Genomic DNA, 21,737 nt, shown 5'->3' with positions numbered 1-21,737 from the left:
GCACGCGCACTGAGTTCAGTGTGATTCGCGGGTGACTTCGCTACCGCTGGAGCCGATCAGGAAGTCCAGGTCGGCTCCGGTGTCGGCGCCCAGCACGTGGTCGACGTAGAGCCGTTCCCAGCCGCGCTTCGGTGCCGCGAAAGCCGAGGTCGTCGCGGCGTTCGGGGTGCGGGACAGGAAGTCCGGCGCCTCCACGTCGATGCGGCGGTTCTCCACGTCCAGCACGATGACGTCGCCCGTGCGGACCAGTCCGAGTGGCCCGCCCGCCGCGGCCTCTGGTGCCACGTGCAGGACGACCGTGCCATACGCGGTGCCGCTCATGCGTCCGTCGCAGATCCGAACCATGTCGCGCACGCCCTGTTCCAGCAGCTTCTTCGGCAACGGCATGTTCGACACCTCGGGCATGCCGGGGTAGCCACGCGGGCCGCAGCCCCGCAGCACCAGCACGGAGTCCGCGTCCACGTCGAGATCCGGGTCGTCGATGCGGGCGTGGAAGTCCTCGATGCTGTCGAACACCACGGCCCTGCCCCGGTGCTGCAACAGATGCGCCGACGCGGCCGCCGGTTTGATCAAACATCCTGATGGCGCCACATTGCCGCGCAGGACCGCGATCCCGCCCTCGGCGATGATCGGCTCCTGGCGACTCCTGATCACCTCCGGCTCCCAGATCGGCGCGTCGTCCAGGTAGTCGACGAGCGGGTTGCCGGTGACGGACAGGGCCAACGGATCCAGCAGGTCGCGGACTTCGCGCAGCACCGCCAGAAGCCCGCCCGCGCGGTGGAAGTCCTCCATCAGGAACCGGCCCGCCGGCTGGAGGTCGACCAGCAACGGCACGCCCGAGCCGATGCGGTCGAAGTCGTCCAGCGTCAGGTCGACGCCCAGCCGTCCCGCGATCGCGAGCAGGTGCACCACGGCGTTGGTCGAGCCGCCGATCGCGGCCAGCGCCACGATCGCGTTGTGGAAGTTCGCCTTGGTGAGGAACGTGCTGGGCCGCCGGTCCTTCTCGATCAGCTCGACGATCAGCCGCCCGGTGCCGTGAGAGGCTTCAAGCAGCCTGCTGTCCGGCGCCGGAGTGCCCGCCACGCCGGGCACGGTGGTCCCCATGGCCTCCGCGACCAACGCCATCGTCGAGGCCGTGCCCATGGTGTTGCAGTGGCCGCGGCTGCGGATCATCGCCGACTCGGAGCGCGCGAACGCCTCCTGCGACAACGTGCCGGCGCGCACCTCCTCCGACAGCCGCCACACGTCCGTGCCGCAGCCCAGGGGAGTGCCGCGGAACGTACCGGTCAGCATCGGCCCGCCGGGCACCACGACCGCCGGGATGTCGACGGACGCGGCGGCCATCAGCAGCGCCGGAATCGTCTTGTCGCACCCGCCGAGCAGCACCACGCCGTCGACGGGGTTGGCGCGCAGCATCTCCTCGGTCGCCATCGCGGCCATGTTGCGCCACAACATCGCGGTGGGGCGGACGTTCGTCTCACCCAGCGACACCACGGGCAGGTTCAGCGGGATGCCGCCGGCCTCGTACACGCCGTTGGAGACGGATTGCGCGACCTCGTTGAGGTGCGCGTTGCACGGCGTGAGATCCGACGCGCTGTTGGCGATCGCGATCTGGGGCCGGGAGAAGGCGTCGTCCGGGACGCCGCGGCGCATCCAGGCGCGGTGGATGTAGGCGTTGCGGTCCTGACCTGCGTACCAGTGCTCGCTGCGTAATCCCACTGCGCGCCTCCTAGCGGTCCTCTCCGACCTTAGCTACATCGGCAGGTCGGGCGGGAGTTGCAGCGCGATGGTGATCAGCGAGTGGACCCGGTTCGCGATCACCGACAGCAGGCCGTGCATCGCGGGCGACGCGGCGTCGGCGGCCTCCTGGAGGGTGCGCAGGTCCGTGTCGATCTGCCCGAGGACGGCCGCGGTGTCGGCGGGGGCGGCGGTGAACGCGCGGGCGATGTCCTCCAGGGGAAGACCGTGGACCTCCAGGCGTTGCACTAGATGGATGCGGTCCACGTCGTCGCTGCGGTAGAGGCGGTAGTTGCTCGCGGTGCGCTGGGCCGGGCTGATCAGGCCCAGCGTCGTGTAGTAGTCGACGGTGCGGATGCTCACGCCGGCGCGGGCGGCGAGTTCGCCGATCTTCAGCAGCGCCTCGGCCACAGCGGTCACCTCCCGGTCACCGAAACCATACAGTGCCACGTGCTACTGTTGGAACATGCCTGATGAAGCCGGTGTAGACGGCTGTAGTACTTGGCCGGGTGCGTCTTGTTGATCGCATCCGGCTTGCTCGCCATCGTGGTCCTGACCGTGGCCACGGGGTATTTCGTGGCTCAGGAGTTCGCGTACATGGCGGTCGATCGCGGCCGCCTGCAGCAGATGGCCGAGAGCGGCTCGAAGGCCGCCGAGCGTGCCTACCGCGTGACTCAGAAGCTCTCCTTCATGCTGTCCGGCGCCCAGTTCGGCATCACGGTGACGGCGTTGCTCGTCGGCTATGTGGCCGAGCCGCTGCTCGGCACCGGGCTCGGCGTGCCGGGCTCGATGGTGATCGCGCTGGCCTTCGCCACCTTCGTGCAGATGGTGCTCGGTGAGCTGCTGCCGAAGAACCTCGCGATCGCGCGGCCCGAACAGCTGGCGCTCGCCCTGAGCTCGTCGACCCTGGTGTACCTGAAGATCGCGGGCCCCGTGATCCGGCTGTTCGACGCGGCCGCGAACCGGCTGCTGCGCGCGATCGGCATCGAGCCCGTCGAGGAACTGCCGCAGGGCGCGACGCCGGAGGACTTCCGGCAGATCGTCGAGGAGGCGGGGGAGCAGGGGCACCTCGACGCCGAGCTGACCCGGCTGCTGGAGCACGGCATCGGCTTCCGCGAACTGGTCGCGGAGCAGGCCATGACGCCGCGCGTCAACGTCCACACGGTGCGGTTCGACGAACCCGCCGGTCGCGTGGTCTCGTTGCTGGACACCGGGAACTCGCGTTTCCCCGTGACCGGTGACGACCTCGACGACCTGCGCGGCGTCGTCGGGCTGGCCGAGGTGCTGACCCTGGCGCCCGAGGAACGGTCGGCCGTCGCGATCGGGAAGATCGCCTCGCCCGCGCTGGTCGTCCCGGCGACGCTGCCGTTGCCCGCGGTGCTGGAAAGGCTGCGGACCGAACGCCGTCAGCTCGCCTGCGTGGTCGACGAGTTCGGCGGGTTCGCCGGCGTCATCTCGCTGGAGGACCTGGCGGAGGAGCTCGTCGGCGAGATCCACGACGAGGACGACCGGGTGGCCGACATGATCGAGAAGGTCGGCGACGACTGGCGCGTGCCCGGCCGCATGAGGCTGGACGAGGTCGAGGACGTCACCGGCGTCGAACTTCCGGCCGACGACTCGTACGACACGGTGTCCGGTCTGGTGCTGCACCAGCTGGGCCGCATCGCCGAGGCCGGCGACGAGATCGAGATGAACGGAGTGCGCCTGGTGGTCACCACGGTGGCGCGCAACGTGCCCGACTCGGTGGTGTTGTCCCGATGAGCATCGTCATCTCCCTTGTGCTGCTGGCGTTGAACGGCTTCTTCGTGGCGGCCGAGTTCGCGTTGATCGCGTCCAAGCGGCACCGCCTGGAGCAGGCCGCCGAGACGTCCCGGGCGGCCCGCGCCGCCGTGGCGGGCGTTCGTGAGCTGTCGCTGATGCTCGCGGGCGCGCAGCTCGGCATCACGCTGTGCACGCTGGGTCTGGGCGCGCTGGCCAAACCGGCCGTCGCGGACCTGCTGGAACCGGCTTTGAGGCTGACCGGCCTGCCGGACGCGTTCGCGTACGGCATCGCGTTCGCGATCAGCCTGGTGCTGGTGGTGTTCCTGCACATGGTCGTCGGCGAGATGGCGCCGAAGTCGTGGGCCATCGCGCACCCCGAGCGGTCCGCGCTGATCCTGGCGCTGCCGTTCCGCGCGTTCGCCCGCTCGGTCCGCTGGCTCCTCAGCGGACTGAACTCGGTGACGAACGGCATGCTGCGCCTGATGAAGGTCGAGCCGCAGGACGAGCTGGCGCAGGCGCACCGGCCGGACGACCTGCGGATGCTGCTGCGCCAGTCCGCGGAGCACGGCCTCATTCCCGAGGCCCAGCAACGGCTCCTGACCAGGATGCTGCAGGTCCAGCGCACGACCGTGAGCGAGGTGATGGTGCCGGTCGCGGAGACGTCGGCGGTCACCGAGCACACCACCGCGCGGGAGATCGAGCGGCGCAGCCTCCAGTGTGGACGGTCGCGCTTCCCGGTCACCGGCCTGGACGGCCGGTACGTCGGACTCGTGCACATCCGCGAGGCCATGCGTGCCACCGCCCGCGGCGAGGATCCGACGGCTCGTGAGCTGATGGGCCCGGTGCTGACGCTGCCGGCGTCGATGCCGGTGGCCCAGGCCGTGACCGCGATGCGTGCCGAACGCTCGCAGCTCGCGCTCGTGGGCGAAGACGAAGTCGTGGGTATCGCGGCACTGGAAGACCTCCTCGAAGAGCTGATCGGTGACTTCGAGGACGAAACCGACACCCGTCCGGTCAGCATCCGCTGACCGGAGTTTCCTAGAGAGGGAAACACAAATGTTCAAGCGGATGCTCAGCGCCTTCGGCGTCGGTGGCCCGTCGGTCGACACCGTGCTGGACTCGCCGCACGCCACGCCCGGCCAGGTCGTCACCGGGCAGGTGCGCATCCAGGGTGGCAGCGCGGACGCCGAGATCGGCCAGGTCGTGCTGTCGCTCGTCACCCGCGTCGAGGTCGAACGCGGTGACCACGAGTACGGCGGCGTGTCCGAGTTCCTGCGGGTCGTCGTGCAGCAGGGCGTGCGGGTCGGGGCCGGTCAGCTGGTCGCGATCCCGTTCCAGCTGCCGATCCCGTGGGAGACCCCGATCACCGCGGTGGGCGGCGGCCAGTTGCCCGGCATGACCGTGGGCGTGCGGACCGAGCTCGTGATCGCGGGCGCGCCGGACAAGGGCGACCTCGACCCCGTGCTCGTCCACCCGCTGCCGTCGCAGGACGCGGTGCTCAACGCGTTCGGGCAGCTCGGTTTCTCGTTCCGCAGCGCGGACGTCGAGGCCGGCCGCCTGCACGGGGTGCCGCAGGAGCTCGGTTTCTACCAGGAGATCGAGTTCTTCCCGCCCGCCCAGTTCGCCGGTGCCGTCCAGCAGGTCGAGCTGACGTTCGTGGCGAACCCGCACGAGCTGTTCGTGATCCTGGAGGCCGACAAGCGCGGCGGGATGTTCTCGTCGGGCGGTGACGCGTTCGGGCACTTCCGCCTGTCTCACCAGGAGGCCGAGGTCGCGGACTGGGCCTCGTCCATCAACGGATGGCTGTCCCAGGTCGCGCAGCGCGGCGGCGGCATGCAGGGCTACGGCCAGCACGGTCACCACGGCGGTCACCACGGTCGCGGTGGGATGGGCATGGGCACGGTCGTCGCGGCCGGTGCCGCGGGTCTCGTCGGCGGCATGGTGGTCGGCGAGATGATGGACGACGCGTTCGAGGACTTCGGCGACTTCGGCGGCGAGTAGGGGTTTGCGCTCCGTCCACCGGGGTAACCGCGCCATGCGTCAAGCAGTCGGCGTTGCTACCCCGGTTGGACGGAGGGCGGTGACGACGTGATCGCGCTTGATTACGCGTTGAGGGTCACGCGGGAACTCGGCTTGAGCGGTGAGTCGTCGTGTGTGGACCGGCACAAGCCACTGCGCGTGTACATCGCTGTGGAGGGCAGGCTGCCCGATCATCCCGACCACGACGTCGCGCTGCTGTGGACCTCGGGTCACGGGTGGGCGATCGCCGTCGAGGACGGCGCGGAGCTGACCGTGGTGGCGCACCTCGGTGGTGCGGTCGAACCCCCGCCGCGCACCGTCGCCCGCTGGGTGCGGCGGATGCTGGGTCAGAGCAACTCGGCGGACACCGTGAGTCCGGCGTCGCACGCCGGGCAGGTGGCCTGACCGAAGAAGTACCGCAGGACGCGCGCGACCTTGTCCTGACCATGCGCCGCAGCCGTTTCGCAGGCCCGTCGCCCGATGCCGTCGAGCGTCGTGGGATCGGCGGGCCGCAACGGCCGCTGCGCCTCGGCGGTCTTGCTGATGCCCTTGGCGGGGAGGATGAACATCGGCGTGTCGCACTCAGGGCACTCGATCTCGTACTCCTCCTCGGCCACTCCCCATGCCATGGCGTCCGCCTGGTCCAGCAGGCCTTCCAGGACCAGCACGCCTTCCAGCAGGTACTCGTAACCGTCGTCGGTCACGGGCAGGAGGTCGTTCGCCCTGGCCAGCAGCGTGGTGATCGCGGCGGCGTGCTCGGTGCGGACCTCGTCAGGGCCGTCCGCGACGATTCCCGCCGCGAGCAGAACCGCGTCGAGGCTCGCCATCTCGGCGAGGTGGGGGAGCGCGGCGTAACTGGCGGTGTAGCTGGTGCCCTGATGGCACAGGGCGCTCCACAGCTCGCTCCACGCCTCCTGGTCGTCCGCGGAGGCGCGGTCCAGCAGCGCGGGGACGTCCTGCGCGGTGCCGTAGGCGTGGTGGAGCGCAGACCAGTCCGTCATGCCCATGATCAGATCACGGGCATGACGGACCGGTGAGCGGAATCAGTTAGACGGAGACCGTCTCCTGCTTCTTCTTCTCGGCCGGCAGTTCGTCGAGCGCGGTGCCCTCGACGTCGAGCTCCGGCAGCCAGCGCAGGAACTTCGGCAGCCACCAGGCGCGCTCACCGAGCAGCGCGAGCGCCGCCGGCACGAGCACCATGCGGACCACGAACGCGTCCACGAAGATGCCGACGGCCAGGGCGAACGCGATCGACTTCACGGTCGCCTCGCCGGCGGGCACGAAGCCCGCGAACACCGAGAACATGATCAGCGCGGCGGCCACGACGACCGGGGCGGCCTGGCGGAAGCCCGTGGTGATGGCCTCCAACGGCTTGGCGCCGCGGTGGTGCGCCTCGTGCATCCGGGACACCAGGAAGATCTGGTAGTCCATGGCGAGGCCGAACAGGATGCCGATCACCAGGATCGGCGTGAGGCTGATCAGCGGGCCGGTGCTCTCGAGGTTGACCGCGCCCGACAGCCAGCCCCACTGGAACACCGCGACCGTGGCGCCGAGCGACGCGCCGATGGTCAGCAGGAAGCCGAGCACACCGACCAGCGGCACCAGCAGCGAGCGGAACACCAGGACCAGCAGCACGAGCGCCAGGCCGACGACGACCGCCAGGTAGATCGGCAGCGCCTTGTCCAGGGACGTGGCGACGTCGACGCTCACCGCGGTGGCACCGGTGACGTAGGCCTTGCCACCCTCCACATCGGACAGTTCGGCACGCAGGTCGGCGACGAGCTTCTCGGTCTCGGTGCTGTCCGGGCCGGACTTCGGGATCACGGTGACCAGCGCGGCGTTGCCGTCCTGGCTCGGCTGCGCCGGCGTCACCATCGCGACGTCGGAGAGCTTGGCGAGCGGCTCGGACGCCTTGGTGGCCGTCGCGGCGGCACCCTGGCCCTCGAACAGGACGATGATCGGGCCGTTGAAGCCCTCGCCGAAGCCCTTCGCGAGGATCTGGTCGGCACGCTCCTGCGTGGAACCGGCCGGCGGCTTCTGGATCAGCGTGGTGTCCATGGACGCCACCGGGATCGCGACGATGCCGAGCGCCACGACCGACAGCAGCAGCGCGACGACGCGGTTGCGGGTGATCGCACCGGCCCAGCCGCGGATGACACCGCGGTCCTTGGGCTCGACCGGGTTCTCGACGGTGGCGGAGCGTTCCTTGCGGGTCAGCACGCGGCGGCCGAGCATGCTCAGCACCGCGGGCACCAGCGTGATGGCGATCAGGACCGACACGACGATCGTGGCGGCGGCCGAGACACCCATCTGCGTCAGGAACGGGATCCCCGCGATCGCGAGGCCCACCAGCGCGATCACCACGGTCAGACCGGCGGTGACGACGGCGGAACCGGCGGTACCGACCGCGGTCGCGACGGCGTGCCCGACGTCGGAGCCCCGGCGCAGTTCCTGGCGGTAGCGGTTGATGATGAACAACGAGTAGTCGATGCCGACCGCGAGCCCCAGCATCGAGGCGAGGATCGGCGTGGTCGACTGCAGGTCCATGAACCCGGTGGCGATCGTGATGCCGAGCGTGCCGATACCGACGCCGATACCGGCGCTGAGCAGGTTCATGCCCGCGGTCACGAGCGAGCCGTAGGTCAGCGCGAGCACGACCAGCGCCAGCACGACACCGACGGCCTCGGTCGGGCCGCCGACGTGCGGCGTCTCCTGCATCGCGGTGCCGGTGACCTCGACGGTCAGCCCCGCCGCGCGCGCCTTGTCGACGGCCTTGGTCAGCTCGGCGCGCTGCTCGTCGGTGACCTCACCGGGCTTAACGTCGTAGGTGACGGTGCTGTAGCCGACGTTGACGTCGCGGTTGACGCTCGGCGCCGCCGGGTCGAGCGGGTTCGTCGCCGACCGCACGCCCTTGAGCGCGGACTCGTCGGCCACCAGGTCGGTGATCGCCTTGACGTGCTGCGGCAGCTTCTGGCCGTCCGGGGCCTGCACGACGACCTTGGCCGACGCGGTCTCGCCGGAGCCGAACTTCTCCTGGATGCGCTCCAGGGCGGTGGTCGACTCCTGGCCGGGGATGGACATCGAGTTGGACGTCTCACCGCCGAGCGTGAACGCGCCGACGCCGGAGCCGATCAGCACGAGCAGCCAGATCAGGACGACCGGAAGGCGGTGCCGGTACGCACCGAACCCCAGTTTGTAGAGCAGTTTCGCCATGATGGTCAGGCCTCCTGGTGCCCGAGTGCGTCGAAGCAGGTAGCGAGGATCAAGGGACGCCATGTCGTCTTGTCACCCTGTTGGTTGGCCAGCAGGGTGAGCACGGCCATGGAGCTCAGCGCGCCGACGATGCGGATCGCGCGGGGCAGTTCTTTCTCGGGGTCGATGACGAACATCTCGTTGAGGAGCAGCTCGTCCTGCGCCTGCTGCGGGTCCTCACCCGGCGCCGTCATCGTCCGGAACAGCAGCGAGACCAGACCCGGCCGGTCCAGCGCGTGGTCGGTCAGCAGTTCCAGTACCCGCCGGTCCCGCTCAGGCCCGGCGGGCAGCGGCGAGACCAGGTCGAGAACGTGCATCGTGAGCACACGGCTCTGCTCCCACGCCGCTTCGAAGAGAGCGTCCTTGCTCGGGAAGTGGTGCAGCAGGCCGGCCTTGGACAGACCGACAGCGTCCGCGAGCGACTTCAACGAGGTCTGCTCGAAACCGTGCCGCGCGAAGAGCGCGGCGGCGGCGTCGAGGATCCTCTCGTCGACTCCGACCTTGGGCTGTCGTGGCATGTCGCCGACTTTACGACGTTTACCGACCGGTTCGGTAGGTTTACCGACCGAAATGGTCGGTGGCGTTCGTCACCACAATGGGTGAGTGATCGAGTGTCGAGCTGTCGTCGAGGTGACTGGTGGTGACACCGTCGCGCTGTCCGCGCGGATGAGCCGTGAGGAGTTCGACGCCGCGCTCGCCGCCATCGCCGACTACGGGGCGGACGACGTGGCGGGACTGGGGCGATCTGCTCGACGGCAAGGAGTCGTGGCTCAGGCACTCCCGGCCTCCCGGGGTGGAGTTCGCTCAGGACGTGGCGGGTGCGGCAGTGGACGCCCGACGGGCTGGGCGACGAGCTGGCCGCGCGGTTCGACGAGCACTTCCACATCAGCGCGCCGCTGTGAAGTCCACTGGTGTGAGAATGGCGCGATGTTCGTCTTCGACGCGGAGCTCTGGATCTGGGACGCCCGCCGCACGGAAACCTGGACCTTCGTGACGCTGCCCGAGGACGTCTCGGACCAGATCCGCGACGTCGCCACGCCCGGTCCCGGCTTCGGCTCCGTGAAGGTCCGGGCCGGAGTCGGCGCCAGCACGTGGTCGACGTCGGTGTTCCCGGACAAGCAGTCCGGTTGTTACGTGCTGCCGATCAAGGCCGCGGTGCGCAAGAAGAACGACGTCGGGCCGGGCGACGTCATCGAGGTGACGGTCGAGCTGGTCTAGGCGCTCCAGTCGATGTCGGCGTAGATCGCGGCGTGGTCGCTGGCCGCGTGCACCTCGTTCGTCATGGTTTCGTAGACGTCCCAACGGTTCTTGGTCCGCGGGCCGCGCCACACTCCCTTGCGGAAGACGCCGCCGCCGGTGGCCTTGGCGAACAGTTCCGGGGTGAGCAGGACGTAGTCGATCTTGCCCTTCTCGTTGACGCCGCGATAGGTGCCGAGCCGGTGGTCCCAGTCGAAGTTCTCGTGCTCGCTGATGTCCCGCAGGCCCGTGCGCTGGAACAACGGTCGCAGCGCCTCGCTGTCCGCGGTGTCGTTGAGGTCGCCGACGACCGCGATGTGCTCGTGGCCCTCGTCGCGCAGCCGGTTCACGATGCGGGCGATGCGGACGGCCTGACGGAAGCGGCGGCGGGCACCAAGAGGGTCGCCGGGGGCGCCGTAGCCCTTGGACTTCAGGTGGTTCACGAGCACGACGACCTCGGGGCCGGCGGGCGTACGCACGTGGTACTCGGCGCAGTCGCGGGAGAAGATGGTGCCCGAGCTGTCCCGCGCGTACACGTGCGTGCGGATGGTGATGACCTGATGTTCTTCTCGCGTCAGCAATCCGACGTTGATGCCGCGCTCGTCGTTGCCGTCGATGAGGTGGACCTCCTCGTACGGGGTCCAGCCGACGTGCTTGAGCATGCTGGCGGAGAACATGTGCAGCAGTTCGCGCGACTCGGCCTCGACCACGCCGAGGACGTCCGCGCCGACGTCGCGCATCACCTGTGCGGTGTGCCGCGTGGCGAGTTCGCTGATGGGTTCGGTGGTGAGCTCCACCCAGCCGACCCAGGACTCGCGTCCGCTTGCCACGACTGAGGTTTCGCCGGTGCGGTGCCGCGCGAGGAAACGGCCGCGGATGCGCCGCAGGATCGCGTACTTGCTGCGGTCGCTCCTGAGCAACTCCAGCGTCGTCAGTTGTTCCTTGAGCTCTTCCTTGACTTCCGGCGTGTAGGTCTCGGCGGCGATGAGTTCGTTGAACCGGGCGTGGGCGGCCAGAGTCGGGGCCGCGTGTTTGGTGGCGTTGCGGCCCATCACTTTGGGGCGTTCGAACATGTTCTCCACGTTGAACGACCCGATCCGCGTGGTGCTCACGACTTCAGGGTCGCATGTGGAGGAACGTGTTCGCCCTGGTCCGCTCGGGTGATCTTTCGCTGCGCCGATGGTGGAGGGCCCCGGTGGCTGGGCTGCCGGATGTGGTGGGGCCCTCCGCGAGAACGACTTTGCCCGTTTGGCCGAGGACGAACCTAGGATGAACCTTGAATCCACTGGCTGAGGGGTGATCTTGGAGTTCGGGCTGCTCGGCGCCGTCGAGGTGCGCGACCGGGGTGAGCCGGTCGAGATCGGCCACGTCCGGCAACGGTCTGTGCTGGTCGCGCTGCTGATGGAGGAGGGACGGCCGGTTCCGGTCGACCGGCTGCTCGACCGCGTCTGGGGCGAGCGGGCGCCGCTGCGGGCGCGCGAGACGCTCTACGGCTACGTGTCAAAGCTCCGTAAGTTCTTGGAACTGGACATCGAGCGCTCACCGGCCGGATATCACCTCACGGTCGATCCGGCGCAGGTCGACCTGTTCCGCTTCCGGGCTCTCGTGCGCGATCGGGACTTCGACGCGGCGCTCGGACTGTGGCGAGGGCAGGCGCTGGACGGGCTCGAGTCGCCGTGGTTCGACGCGCTGCGCGAAAGCCTGCACGCCGAACGCGTCGCCGCCGAACTGGACCGCAACGACGTGGCGCTCGCGGACGGGCGCCACGCCGCGCTGCTGCCCTCGTTGCGGCAGCTGGCCGGTGAACGCCAGCTCGACGAACGCCTTGCCGCGCAACTGATGCTGGCGCTGCACCGGTCGGGCAACGACGCGGAGGCGTTGCGGCACTACGAGATCGTGCGCCACCGCCTCGCCGACGAGCTGGGCGTCGATCCGAGCAAACCGTTGCAGGACATGCATCAGCGGATTCTCAACGGCAGTGTGGAGGAACGCGCCGCCGGACCTCGGCAGCTGCCCGCGCCGCACCCGTGGTTCAGCGGCCGCACCGGCGAACTGGCCGCGCTGGGCTCGGCGGGCACCGTCGTGATCACCGCGATCGGCGGGACGGGCGGCATCGGCAAGACCGCGCTGGCGCTGCACTGGGCGCACCGGCACCTGGCCGAGTTCCCGGACGGCCAGCTCTACGTGAACCTGCGCGGCTTCGACCCGTCCGCCGGGCCGACGCCGCCGGAGACGGTGCTGCGCGAGTTCCTGGAGGCGCTGGGGGAGGAAACGATCCCGGCGGGTCTGGACGCACGGGCCGCGCGCTACCGCAGCGTCATCGCGGGCCGGCGGATGCTGGTGCTGCTCGACAACGCCCGCTCCACCGAACAGGTCGTGCCGCTGCTGCCGGGTTCGGACGCGACGGTGCTGGTCACGAGTCGCCTCAAGCTCGCAGGGCTGGTGGCCGCGCACGGGGCACGCTCGGTGTCGTTGGACGTGCTGAACCCGGCCGACGCCCGCGAGTTCCTCGTCGCCAGGCTGGGCGCCGAGCGCGTGGCGGCCGAACCCGAGGTGGTCGCGGACCTGGTGAGCTGGTGCGGAGGCCTGCCGCTGGCGTTGTCGATCGTCGCCGCGCGGGCCGCGATGGAACCGGACTTCCCGCTGGCCGCGTTCGCGGGCGAACTGCGCGAGCAGCCGCTCGACGCGCTGGACGCGGGCGAGATCGGCACGAACCTGCGGACGGTGTTCTCGTGGTCGGTCGCGGCGCTGTCGGAGGAGGCGGCGCGCGCGTTCGGCCTGCTCGGCACCGTCGGCACGGCGGACGTGAGCCTCGCGGCGGCCGCGGCGTTGCTGGACCGCACGGTCGCGCGGACGCGGATGGTGTTGCGGGAGCTGGAGAACGCGCACCTGGTGCACCAGCACGTGCCGGGCCGGTACCGGATGCACGACCTGGTCGGCCTGTACGCGGCAGACCTTCCCGCCGACGCCGGTACGCGGCTGGCCGACTTCTACGCCGCCACCGCACGCGCCGCCGCGCTCGCTCAGGAGCCGCACAAACCGTTGCCAGAACACGAAAGCAGCCACACGCTCGGGTTCGAGAGCAACGCCGCCGTGATGGCGTGGTTCGACGCGGAGCACGCCTGCCTGGTCACCGAGCAACGGCAAGCCCTGGAACGCGGCGCTTTCGACGTGGCCTGGATGATCGGCCGCACGCTGAACAACTACCACCTGAGGCGCGGGCGCACGTTCGACGACGTGGAGGCCTGGCTGGCGGCGCTGCGGGCGGCCGAGGCCATGGGGGACGAGACCAAGCAGGCGACCGCGCACATGTGCCTCGGCGCGAACTACGTCGAACTGGGTCAGTCCGCGTTGGGACACCAGCACTTCGAGCGCAGCCTGGAGTTGTTCGCGGGCAACGACGACCCCGTGGCGCACGGGGCCGCGCACCGGTCGATCGCGTGGGCGGCCGAGTTCGAGGGCGACCTGGAGAAGGCGCTGGAACACTCGGTGCTCGGGCTGGAGAAGTTCCGCGTCGCCGGGTCGGAGGTCCGCGAGGCCGAGTCGCTGAACGAGGTCGGCTGGCGGTACGCGTGCCTGGGCCGGTACGCCGAAGCCCGGACGTTCTGCGAGGAGGCCATGCTGCTCAACACCAAGCTCGGTCACACGGAGGGGATCGCCGCGACGCTGGACAGCCTGGCGCACATCGCCCGCCACGACGACCGTCACGCCGACGCGATCACGCACTACGGCGAGGCGCTGGCGCTGTACCGGGAACTGGACAACTCCGCCGAGCTGGCCACGGTGCTGGAGCACCTCGGTGACGTGCACGCCGAGGCCGGTGAGGACGTGCGGGCGCGCGAGCATCGGGAACGCGCTCTGGAGCTCTACCGGGAGCAGGGCCGCGACGCGGAGGCCGCGGCCCTGGAAGCCCGCATCTAAACGCCTGGTCAGAGGTCTTGTCCGAAACCTCAGTGGCTCGTGGGCGTTTGCAAGTACCACCGACTCTTGATCGAACCGTCGTCAACTACCCCCAACCTGGTCTTCGCCCGCCCGTGCCCTGGGACCCGAGAGACCTGTTGGTAGTAGAAAAGTGCCTGTTGATCTCGAGTTGGTGGTACTTGCAAACGCCATCAGGGCGAGTAGGCAACACAACTTCCGTTTAGACCCGGCTCATCTGCCGGCCGCTCTCGATCAGCTCGTCGGTGAACGAGTCGAGCGCCTGGGCGAAGTCGCGCTGGTCCGGCTCGTGCCAGTCCTGCAGCTGGTCGAGCAGCCAGCGCCGCCACGCCCGCACGAGCTGCGTGAACACGTCCACGCCCTGGTCGGTGAACCGGTAGCCGTCGTCGCCGAACGCCAGGTGCCCGGACCGCACGAGCGCCTGCGCGGTCGGTTCGAAGATGCCGCCGGGCACCTTCGTCATCTCGGCGATCTCGTCGAGCGTGGCGACGCCGTCGTCCGTCGACGCCCGGTACACGCGGCCGAGCAGCCAGGCCTGTTCCAGCGGCAGGTCGACGCCGGACCGCCGGAGCACGGCCAGGCCGGGATCCTCGTCGGACTTCGAGACGACCGTCGAGACCAGCTTGCGCAGTTCGTCGTAGGAGTTCGACGGAGGCGCGGCGAAGCTCTCGCCCACACCGCTGTTGCCCGCCGCGGCGGCGCGGGACGTGTCGCGCAGCTGGACCTGCGGCAGGAAGAACGCCACCGCGAGTGCGACCAGGCCGATCGGCGCGGCGATCAGGAACATCATCTGCACGGTCTCGGCGTACCCGGCGACGATCGGCGCCCTGATCGCGTCCGGCAGTGCGTGGACCGCCGCCGGACTGGCGATGGCGCGCGGGTCGACGCCCGGCGGGATCACCAGGTGCTTCGGCAGCTGGTTGGCGTAGATCGTGCCGAAGATCGCGACGCCGAACGAGCTGCCCATCGTGCGCAGGAAGCTGATGCCGGACGTGGCGACGCCGAGGTCGGTGTAGTTCGTGGTGCTCTGCACGACGATCACCGGCACCTGCATCACCAGGCCGATGCCCGCGCCCAGCACCATCATGAAGGCGCCCATCTCCCAGTAGCTCGTGTTCGCGTCCAGGAGGGACAGCAGGAACAGGCCGATGGTGAGCCCGACCGAACCGACGATCGGGAAGATCCGGTACTGGCCGGTGCGGCTGATCGTGTTGCCGGTGAGCAGGGCCGTCGACATGAGGCCGACGATCAGCGGCAGCATCCACAGCCCGGACGCCGTGGCCGACTCGCCACGCACGTACTGCAGGTAGATCGGCAGGTACGTGATGCCGCCGAGCATCGCGAACCCGACGACGAAGCTCAGGATGCCCGACACCGTGAACACCCTGCTGCGGAACAACCTCATCGGCAGCATCGGCTCGGCCGCGCGTTGTTCCACGAGCACGAACGCGACCAGCAGCACGATCGATCCGGCCGCCATCCACAGGATCGTCGGCGACGTCCACGCGTACTCGGTGCCGCCCCAGCTCGTGACCAGCGTCAACCCGGTGGCGGCGAGGGCGATCAGCGCGATGCCGGCGTAGTCGATCTTCGGGCTGCCCGCCGCCCTGATCGTGGGCAGCGCGGCGATCGCGACCAGCACCACCGCGATGCCGAGCGGGATGTTCACGTAGAACGCCCAGCGCCAGCTCAGGTGGTCGACGAACAACCCGCCGAGCAACGGCCCCGCCACGGTCGCGATGCCGAACACCGCGCCCGCGAAGCCCTGGAACTTGCCGCGTTCCTTGAGCGGCACGACGTCCGCGATGATCGCCGTCGAGGTGACCATCAACCCGCCGGCGCCCAGGCCCTGCACCGCGCGGAACGCGATGAGCATGCCCATCGACTCCGACCAGCCCGCGAAGAACGACCCGATCAGGAACAGCGCGACGCTGACGACGAAAGTCTTCTTGCGCCCGTAGAGGTCGCCGAACTTGCCGATCAGCACGGTCATGATCGTCTCGGCGAGCAGGTACGACGTCACTACCCACGACAGGTGCGCGCCGCCACCCAGGTCCGCCACCATCGTGGGCAGCGCGGTGGACACGATGGTCTGGTCGAGAGCGGCCAGCAGCATGGCGAGGAGGACGGCCGCGACGACCAGGTTCCGCCTGCGAGTGTCGATCATCTCGGGCACGCAGGGGATGATCGCGCAGGTTGGACGACCTCGCAGGGGGAGGAACCCGATGGGGGCCAAGGCCGCTTTGGTGGCGTTCGGCGACGTGCGGGCGGCGGTGCGCGGCGGTGGTGTGCCGGATCGTTCGGCGGCGGAGGCGGTGGTCCGGGCGTTGCGGCCGGGCTGCGCGGTCGAGCCGGTCGGAGACGGCGAACTGGTGGACGAGATCTACCCCGGTGACGGGTTCGCGTACGTCGCGGTGTTCCCGGATGCCACGATCGTGTGCGATCAGGAACTGGCGACCGTGCCCGTGCCGGAGCACGTCCTGGAGTTCGCGGGCGATCGTCCGCTGCGGGTGTTCGCCCAGCACTCGGGTTCCGGGTGGCTGGCGTTCGCCGAGTGGGCAGCCGACGGCACGCTGCTCCGGTCGCACCACGCCGAGTCGCACGACCAGTACGAACTCGCGGACGCGGTGGCGTTGGAGATGTTCGGCTTCACCGCGGAGAGTCCGCCTGACGACGTGGTGCTGCACGGTTTCCGCGTGACTCGGCCGGACCAGCCTGAACTCGACGCCGCGGTGGCCGAGATGGTCCGGCACGGCCCGCGGCGGACGACGATCGGGCCGGACGGCTCGCTGGTCCCGATCACCGAGCCGTCCTAGGCTCGGGAGCGATCACCAGAAGGAGGCCGTCTTGATCTTCATCACCGCCAAGTTCCGCGTCCTGCCCGAGCACGCCGAGGCGTGGCCCGAGATCAGCAGGAGCTTCACCGAGGCCACCCGCGCCGAGCCCGGCTGCCTGTGGTTCGACTGGTCGCGCAGCCTCGACGATCCGACCGAGTACGTGCTGGTCGAGGCGTTCCGGGACGGCGACGCGGGCGGCGCGCACGTGCAGTCGGAGCACTTCCGCAACGCCCAGAAGGAACTGCCGCCGCACCTCGCGGAGACGCCCCGGATCGTCAGCCAGTCGGTGGAGCAGGACGACTGGTCGCTGCTCGGGGAGATGGAGGTTGCGCCACGCGGGTGAGCCTTGCCCGGATCGTTTGGTGCAGAGGGTTCGTCCGCCCAGGATGGGCGCCATGGACGCCTTCCTGGAGTTGTCCGCCGAGCTGACCGGATTCTCGGCGGACGAGCTGAGGTCGACCGGACTGGTCGAGCAGTACCGCGCGCTGGCCGACGGCGCGCCGGAGAACGAGATCATCCAGCTCTGGTACACCGGGGTCTGGCGCGGGGTGATCCCGGGCGAGCGCGCCTACGCGGAAGGCCTGGCGTGGAAGGCGGCCGGGGTCGCCGCGCCGGGGACCCGCGCGGCCGGGTTCGGCAGCTGGGAGCAGAGACCCAGAAGAAGCGTCCGGTGAGGGCCGTGGTCGTCGGCGCGGGGTTCGCCGGCTCGCTCGTCGCCAAAGTGCTGGGGGACAACGGCTTCCGCGTGACCGTGCTGGAAGCGGGTGCGGAGGCGAACCAGGACGCCGTGGCCAGGTACCGCCAGGCGCTCGTCAAGTCGCCGCTCACGCCGTACCGGCGGACCGCCGCCGCACCGTCGAGCGACTACCTGATCAACACCGGGCCGGACGGCTACTCGAGCCCGTACCTGCGGATGAACGGTGGCACCGGCACCGCCTGGACCGGGATCACGCCCCGGATGCGCCCGGACGACTTTCGCACCGCCGATCTCGGGCACGGCCGGAACTGGCCCGTGAGCTACGCCGATCTGGAACCCTTCTACCGCGCGGCGGAGTGGGAGATCGGGATCGCGGCCGACGCCGATGAGCAGCGGCAACACCTTCCCGTCGCCGACGGCTACCGCTATCCCATGCACGCCTTGCCCCGCACGTACCTCGACCACGCCATCGCGTCCGTTGTGGACGGTGCGTGGTTCGACGGGCGCGAACTGCTCGTCGTCGGCACCCCGCAGGCGCGCAACGGGATCCCGGTCCAGGGCTATCGCCCGGACGGGCATCAGTGCACCGGCTACGCGAGCTGCGTGCCGATCTGTCCGGAGAACGCCAAGTACACCCCGCACCGGACGCAGAAGCAGTGGTCGGCCGACGTCGAACTGCGCACGAGATGCGTGGTGAACCGGGTGCACGCCGACGAGTTCGGGCGCATCACCAAAGTCAGCTACCAACGCTACGAGGACGACACCTCCGGCAGGCACACGCGGCACGAGGAAGAAGCCGACGTGGTCGTCCTCGCCGCGCATGCCGTCGAGAACGCCAAGCTGCTGCTCATGTCCGGGCTCGCGAACAGCAGCGACCAGGTCGGCCGCAACCTGATGGACCACCCCGCGCTGCTGATGTGGGCGCTGATGCCGCAGGCGGTCGGCCCGTTCCGCGGTCCAGGCTCGACGACGGGCATCGAGGCGTTCCGCAGTGGTCCGCAACGTCGGGTGAGAGCCCCGTTCCGCATCGAGATCGGCAACTGGGGCTGGGGCTGGTCGGCCGGGAGCCCCGACTCCGACACGGCCGAGTTCGTCGCCGCGGGACTCAGGGGCAAGGCGCTGCGAGAGGCGGTGGCGGACCGGGTCGGCCGGCAGTTCGCGTTGCAGATCGAGGTCGAGCAGGAGGCCGATCCGGCGAACCGCGTCACGCTGGCCGGCGACCTCGACGCGCTGGGCAACCCGCGGCCGTCGATCCACTACGGACTGTCGGACTACGTGAAGGACGGCCTGCTGGCCGCGAAACGGGTCTCCAGCCGGATCTTCGAGCTGCTCGGCGCCGACGACCACACCTCGTACAAGCCGGACGACGAACGGTACTTCGAGCACGACGGCGAACCGATGCGCTGGTGGGGTGCCGGGCACGGCGGCGGCACGCACGTCATGGGCACCTCACCGCACGACTCCGTGGTCGACCAGTGGCAACGCTGCTGGGACCACCCGAACCTGTACGCGGTGGGGTGCGGCAGCATGCCGTCGCTCGGCACGTCCAACCCGTCGCTGACGATGGCCGCGCTGGCTCTGCGCACAGCCGAGCACCTCGTGTCACGCCGCGTCGAGCTGGGCCAGGCGGCGCACCTCGCGCACGACCGGTGACCGGGTGTGCGCTGACCCTCGCGGCCGGGCCGGGCTGCTACGCGGGGGACGCGGGCCTGCGCTGCGCGCGCTTAAGTAGTTGTCTGCAAAATGTCGAAAGCTCCGTGACGTCGATCGACGCAGGGGTGGCGGCCGGAGCAGGCCGCCAGTCGACAACGAGGAGACGACATGCGGTTCATGCTCATGCACCGGGTCCACGAGGACGACAACGCCTCGTGGGAGCCGAACCCCGAGCTGATCGAGCGGATGAACACGTTCATCGGGAAGCTCAACGCGGACGGGGTCATGCTCGGCGCGGAGGGCGTGCTGAAGCCCGGCGTGGTGGTGCGCAGGCGTGGCGCGGCGATCAGGTCGACCGACGGCCCGTTCGCCGAGGCCAAGGAGGTGGTCGGTGGGTTCCTGCTGGTCAACGCGAAGGACCTCGCCGAGGCCACGGCCATCGCCGAGGAGTACATCACCTGCTTCGCGGGCGTCGAGGAGATGTCGATCGAGGTCCGTCGGGTCGCGGAGTTCGAGGACATCGAGCCCTACCTGACCAAGTAGCTCAGCTCGACGACGAACCATTCGCCGTCCAGCTGACACGGTCCGCCTGGGTGGAGCCGCACGTCCTCGCTGTCCAACGCCACGAGAACGTGCGGCCCCTCCAGGTCCAGAGCCGTGTCCGAGACCGTGCGCACGCTGACGTCGTCGGGCTGGACGTCCAACGGTTCCGGCAGGTTCTCGCCCAGGTCCTTCAGCTCGACCAGCCGGTTGCGGTAGAAGGTCGTGCCGATGTTCGTGAGCCGGTGCACGGGCGACACGGGCCGGTACACGAAACCGCCGCGGTGCTCGGAGATGAACCTGGGTTCGCTGCCGTCGAGCCAGTCCATCCGGCCCTCGGAGCCGTCGATGCTCAGCACGACGTACGGGTTGTGGTGCAGGTGCCACGGGTGGGTCTCGCCCGGTTCGAGCGTCACCTCCCACACCCTGATCACCGGATCGTCGTGCAGCACGCGCCGGCCGACGTCGACGAGCACGATCTCCTCACCGGACGGCGAGATCACGACGTCACCCCGCAAGGCGCACCTCCTGCAGATAGCGGTCCTGGACCGACTGCCAGCAAGCAGCCGTCCACGGTTCTATGTGGGCGATGTGTCCGTCCGGCCGCAGCAGCACCACGACGTCGCCGAAGCGTTCACGCACCGTGTCGCCCGGATCGAAGTAGGCGTGCGAACGCAGGCCCGAGTGCGGAGCGTCCCACCGGCTCACGACGACCTGCTTAAGCCCAGCAGGCCCGTCGGCGGGAATGAACGGCCGGCGGCGCGCGTCGGTGAGGTGCAGCGCGACGAACGAGTCGCGGCACAGCTCGTGCAGGTGGATCGGGCCGCGCAGGCCGAAGACCCGCAGGTCCGGGGCTCGGTCGCCGACGCGCAACGGCCCGGTGCGCGTCATCGACCAGTCCGCGCCCAGCCGCACGCCGAGCAACGTCCGCGTCATCGCGTCCTGCCACCCCGCGACGGAGTCCGAGCGCCGGTCCATCACGGCACGGGCCGCCTCCGCCAGCGCGCCCGAACCGTGCACGGCCACCGGTCTCTGCTCGGCCTCGTAGCCGTCGAGCAGGGCCTCCGAAGCCCACCCGCGCAGCACCCACGCCAGTCGCCACGGCAGGTTGGACGCGTCGAGCACGCCGGTGTTCAGGCCCAGCGCCCACATCGGCGTGATCAGGTGCGCCGCGTCGCCCAGCAGGAACACCCGGCCGTCCCGCCACGACGACGCGACGCGGTGGTGCACGGTGTAGACGTTGCTGCCCAGCACCTCCAGCGAGTCGACCTCGCCGATGAAGTGCCGCGCCTTGTCCCGCAGTTCGTCCGGCCCCGGCTCGTCGCGGCCGGACGCGAGCGGGAACACGAACCGCCAGCAGTGCGGCTGCCGCACGAGGACCATCCACTCCTCGCGGTCGCCGAAGTAGGCCAGGTACGGGTAGTCGCGCGGGTGGGCGATGTCGAGGTCGCACACCAGGTCGACCAGCATGTACCGCTGCTCCAGGGTGTGCCCGTCGACCTCCACGCCGAGCCGTTCCCGCACAGTCGAGCGCCCGCCGTCGCAGCCCAGCACGTACGCGGCCTCGTAGCCGACGATTCCGTCCGGAGTGGACAGTTGTAGCGTCACGCCGTCCTCGTGCTGCGCGAAGTCCACCAGCCGGTGTCCCATCCGCACCGTGCCGGGGGCCAGCGCCGACGCGAGCACCGGCTCCAGTTCGTGCTGCGGAACGTTGACGACGAACGGAAACCGCGTCTCGCCGGCCAGTGCCGAGGTGAGCACGCTCCCGGTCGACTTCCCGGTCGCCCGGTCCACCTCGCCGATCTCGTCGAGCCGCAGCGACGCCTCCAGCACCGGTCCCAGCGCGTCGTACCGGTCCAGCACCTCCAGCGTGCGCGTCAGGATCGTGCCCGCTCTCGTCTCCGCAGACAGCTCGTCGCCGGCCTCGAAGACGACGACCGGCACACCGTGCGCGACCAGCCCCAACGCGGTGATCAACCCGATCGGGCCCGCGCCGATCACGGCCACCGGACTATCGGACGTGTTCATCAGTCCTCCCCGACCTCTATGTTCGACCATGAGGGAGC

General features: G+C 69.8%; 20 protein-coding genes. 11 read left to right on the top strand and 9 right to left on the bottom strand.

Annotation, left to right across the window (positions count from 1 at the left end; genetic code table 11):
- Positions 1-15: 15 nt before the first annotated feature.
- Together ACIRG5_RS21295 and ACIRG5_RS21290 are read right to left on the bottom strand one after the other, a co-directional pair.
- The gene (locus ACIRG5_RS21295) at positions 16-1,719 is read right to left on the bottom strand and encodes a dihydroxy-acid dehydratase (RefSeq protein ID WP_402906985.1); all 1,704 of its coding nucleotides are present in this window, start codon (positions 1,717-1,719) and stop codon (positions 16-18) included.
- 33 nt (positions 1,720-1,752) lie between these two features.
- Positions 1,753-2,148 carry a MerR family transcriptional regulator gene (locus tag ACIRG5_RS21290; RefSeq protein WP_402906983.1) on the bottom strand — a complete coding sequence of 132 codons (396 nt, stop codon included), beginning with the start codon at positions 2,146-2,148 and terminating at the stop codon, positions 1,753-1,755.
- Positions 2,149-2,256: 108 nt separating this feature from the next.
- Here ACIRG5_RS21290 and ACIRG5_RS21285 point away from each other — a divergent pair, with 108 nt between their 5' ends.
- From ACIRG5_RS21285 to ACIRG5_RS21270, 4 genes are all read left to right on the top strand, one after another.
- Positions 2,257-3,498, top strand: a complete 1,242-nt coding sequence (locus ACIRG5_RS21285; protein WP_402906981.1) for a hemolysin family protein — start codon at positions 2,257-2,259, stop codon at positions 3,496-3,498.
- Positions 3,495-4,526, top strand: a complete 1,032-nt coding sequence (locus tag ACIRG5_RS21280) for a hemolysin family protein (protein WP_402906979.1) — start codon at positions 3,495-3,497, stop codon at positions 4,524-4,526. The genes ACIRG5_RS21285 and ACIRG5_RS21280 overlap by 4 nt, the downstream gene beginning before the upstream one ends.
- A 28-nt stretch (positions 4,527-4,554) precedes the next feature.
- The gene (locus tag ACIRG5_RS21275; RefSeq protein ID WP_402906977.1) at positions 4,555-5,499 is read left to right on the top strand and encodes a sporulation protein; all 945 of its coding nucleotides are present in this window, start codon (positions 4,555-4,557) and stop codon (positions 5,497-5,499) included.
- Positions 5,500-5,586: 87 nt separating this feature from the next.
- Positions 5,587-5,922 (top strand): DUF6292 family protein, encoded by a 336-nt coding sequence (locus ACIRG5_RS21270; RefSeq protein WP_402906975.1) that lies wholly within the window; start codon positions 5,587-5,589, stop codon positions 5,920-5,922.
- Here ACIRG5_RS21270 and ACIRG5_RS21265 read toward each other — a convergent pair.
- From ACIRG5_RS21265 to ACIRG5_RS21255, 3 genes are read right to left on the bottom strand one after another with little or no spacing between them, the layout of a single operon-like run.
- A complete protein-coding gene (locus ACIRG5_RS21265) occupies positions 5,865-6,518 on the bottom strand; it encodes a hypothetical protein (RefSeq protein WP_402906973.1) in 654 nt (217 codons plus the stop codon). The genes ACIRG5_RS21270 and ACIRG5_RS21265 overlap by 58 nt on opposite strands.
- A 46-nt stretch (positions 6,519-6,564) precedes the next feature.
- Positions 6,565-8,730, bottom strand: a complete 2,166-nt coding sequence (locus ACIRG5_RS21260) for an MMPL family transporter (protein WP_402906971.1) — start codon at positions 8,728-8,730, stop codon at positions 6,565-6,567.
- Between the two features lie 5 nt (positions 8,731-8,735).
- A complete protein-coding gene (locus ACIRG5_RS21255) occupies positions 8,736-9,287 on the bottom strand; it encodes a TetR/AcrR family transcriptional regulator (protein ID WP_402906969.1) in 552 nt (183 codons plus the stop codon).
- A gap of 85 nt (positions 9,288-9,372) precedes the next feature.
- Here ACIRG5_RS21255 and ACIRG5_RS21250 point away from each other — a divergent pair, with 85 nt between their 5' ends.
- Positions 9,373-9,987, top strand: a complete 615-nt coding sequence (locus ACIRG5_RS21250; protein ID WP_402906967.1) for a DUF1905 domain-containing protein — start codon at positions 9,373-9,375, stop codon at positions 9,985-9,987.
- On the opposite strand, the gene ACIRG5_RS21245 is transcribed toward ACIRG5_RS21250, so the two are convergent.
- Positions 9,984-11,117 carry an endonuclease/exonuclease/phosphatase family protein gene (locus tag ACIRG5_RS21245; protein ID WP_402906965.1) on the bottom strand — a complete coding sequence of 378 codons (1,134 nt, stop codon included), beginning with the start codon at positions 11,115-11,117 and terminating at the stop codon, positions 9,984-9,986. The two genes, ACIRG5_RS21250 and ACIRG5_RS21245, sit on opposite strands and share 4 nt — an antisense overlap.
- A gap of 190 nt (positions 11,118-11,307) precedes the next feature.
- On the opposite strand from ACIRG5_RS21245, the gene ACIRG5_RS21240 reads away from it, so the two are divergent.
- Positions 11,308-13,926 carry a BTAD domain-containing putative transcriptional regulator gene (locus ACIRG5_RS21240; RefSeq protein WP_402906963.1) on the top strand — a complete coding sequence of 873 codons (2,619 nt, stop codon included), beginning with the start codon at positions 11,308-11,310 and terminating at the stop codon, positions 13,924-13,926.
- Between the two features lie 220 nt (positions 13,927-14,146).
- On the opposite strand, the gene ACIRG5_RS21235 is transcribed toward ACIRG5_RS21240, so the two are convergent.
- Positions 14,147-16,111: an MDR family MFS transporter gene (locus ACIRG5_RS21235; RefSeq protein ID WP_402907099.1), complete on the bottom strand. Its 1,965-nt coding sequence runs from the start codon at positions 16,109-16,111 to the stop codon at positions 14,147-14,149.
- 58 nt (positions 16,112-16,169) lie between these two features.
- Between ACIRG5_RS21235 and ACIRG5_RS21230 the strand changes: the two genes are divergently transcribed.
- The 5 genes from ACIRG5_RS21230 to ACIRG5_RS21210 all read left to right on the top strand — a co-directional run bounded on the left by ACIRG5_RS21230 (position 16,170) and on the right by ACIRG5_RS21210 (position 19,674).
- Positions 16,170-16,760 (top strand): DUF6928 family protein, encoded by a 591-nt coding sequence (locus ACIRG5_RS21230; RefSeq protein WP_402906961.1) that lies wholly within the window; start codon positions 16,170-16,172, stop codon positions 16,758-16,760.
- Positions 16,761-16,791: 31 nt separating this feature from the next.
- The gene (locus ACIRG5_RS21225) at positions 16,792-17,124 is read left to right on the top strand and encodes a putative quinol monooxygenase (protein ID WP_319979923.1); all 333 of its coding nucleotides are present in this window, start codon (positions 16,792-16,794) and stop codon (positions 17,122-17,124) included.
- A 52-nt stretch (positions 17,125-17,176) separates the two neighbouring features.
- On the top strand, positions 17,177-17,455 hold the full coding sequence (locus ACIRG5_RS21220; protein ID WP_402906959.1) for a hypothetical protein: 279 nt from the start codon (positions 17,177-17,179) through the stop codon (positions 17,453-17,455).
- Positions 17,452-19,131: a GMC family oxidoreductase gene (locus ACIRG5_RS21215; RefSeq protein WP_402906957.1), complete on the top strand. Its 1,680-nt coding sequence runs from the start codon at positions 17,452-17,454 to the stop codon at positions 19,129-19,131. The genes ACIRG5_RS21220 and ACIRG5_RS21215 overlap by 4 nt, the downstream gene beginning before the upstream one ends.
- Before the next feature lie 168 nt (positions 19,132-19,299).
- Positions 19,300-19,674 carry a YciI family protein gene (locus ACIRG5_RS21210; protein WP_402906955.1) on the top strand — a complete coding sequence of 125 codons (375 nt, stop codon included), beginning with the start codon at positions 19,300-19,302 and terminating at the stop codon, positions 19,672-19,674.
- Here ACIRG5_RS21210 and ACIRG5_RS21205 read toward each other — a convergent pair.
- Both ACIRG5_RS21205 and ACIRG5_RS21200 read right to left on the bottom strand, forming a co-directional pair.
- Positions 19,659-20,189, bottom strand: coding sequence for a hypothetical protein (locus ACIRG5_RS21205; protein WP_402906954.1), 531 nt, complete (start codon positions 20,187-20,189; stop codon positions 19,659-19,661). The two genes, ACIRG5_RS21210 and ACIRG5_RS21205, sit on opposite strands and share 16 nt — an antisense overlap.
- A complete protein-coding gene (locus tag ACIRG5_RS21200) occupies positions 20,179-21,699 on the bottom strand; it encodes an FAD-dependent monooxygenase (RefSeq protein ID WP_402906952.1) in 1,521 nt (506 codons plus the stop codon). The genes ACIRG5_RS21205 and ACIRG5_RS21200 overlap by 11 nt, the downstream gene beginning before the upstream one ends.
- Positions 21,700-21,737 lie beyond the last annotated feature (38 nt).

Origin of the sequence: Lentzea sp. NPDC102401, from assembly GCF_044765805.1 — a bacterium.
Taxonomy (GTDB): domain Bacteria; phylum Actinomycetota; class Actinomycetes; order Mycobacteriales; family Pseudonocardiaceae; genus Lentzea; species Lentzea sokolovensis.
The sequence above is the reverse complement of the archived record's forward strand: the minus strand, read 5'-3'. Positions and strand labels throughout refer to the sequence as shown.

Coding starts and splice junctions, on each gene's coding strand:
- ACIRG5_RS21260 (WP_402906971.1), bottom strand. CDS start 8,730: ATGGCGAAACTGCTCTACAAACTGGGGTTCGGTGCGTACCGGCACCGC.
- ACIRG5_RS21220 (WP_402906959.1), top strand. CDS start 17,177: ATGGACGCCTTCCTGGAGTTGTCCGCCGAGCTGACCGGATTCTCGGCG.
- ACIRG5_RS21275 (WP_402906977.1), top strand. CDS start 4,555: ATGTTCAAGCGGATGCTCAGCGCCTTCGGCGTCGGTGGCCCGTCGGTC.
- ACIRG5_RS21235 (WP_402907099.1), bottom strand. CDS start 16,111: ATGATCGACACTCGCAGGCGGAACCTGGTCGTCGCGGCCGTCCTCCTC.
- ACIRG5_RS21255 (WP_402906969.1), bottom strand. CDS start 9,287: ATGCCACGACAGCCCAAGGTCGGAGTCGACGAGAGGATCCTCGACGCC.
- ACIRG5_RS21230 (WP_402906961.1), top strand. CDS start 16,170: ATGGGGGCCAAGGCCGCTTTGGTGGCGTTCGGCGACGTGCGGGCGGCG.
- ACIRG5_RS21200 (WP_402906952.1), bottom strand. CDS start 21,699: ATGAACACGTCCGATAGTCCGGTGGCCGTGATCGGCGCGGGCCCGATC.
- ACIRG5_RS21210 (WP_402906955.1), top strand. CDS start 19,300: ATGCGGTTCATGCTCATGCACCGGGTCCACGAGGACGACAACGCCTCG.
- ACIRG5_RS21265 (WP_402906973.1), bottom strand. CDS start 6,518: ATGACGGACTGGTCTGCGCTCCACCACGCCTACGGCACCGCGCAGGAC.
- ACIRG5_RS21280 (WP_402906979.1), top strand. CDS start 3,495: ATGAGCATCGTCATCTCCCTTGTGCTGCTGGCGTTGAACGGCTTCTTC.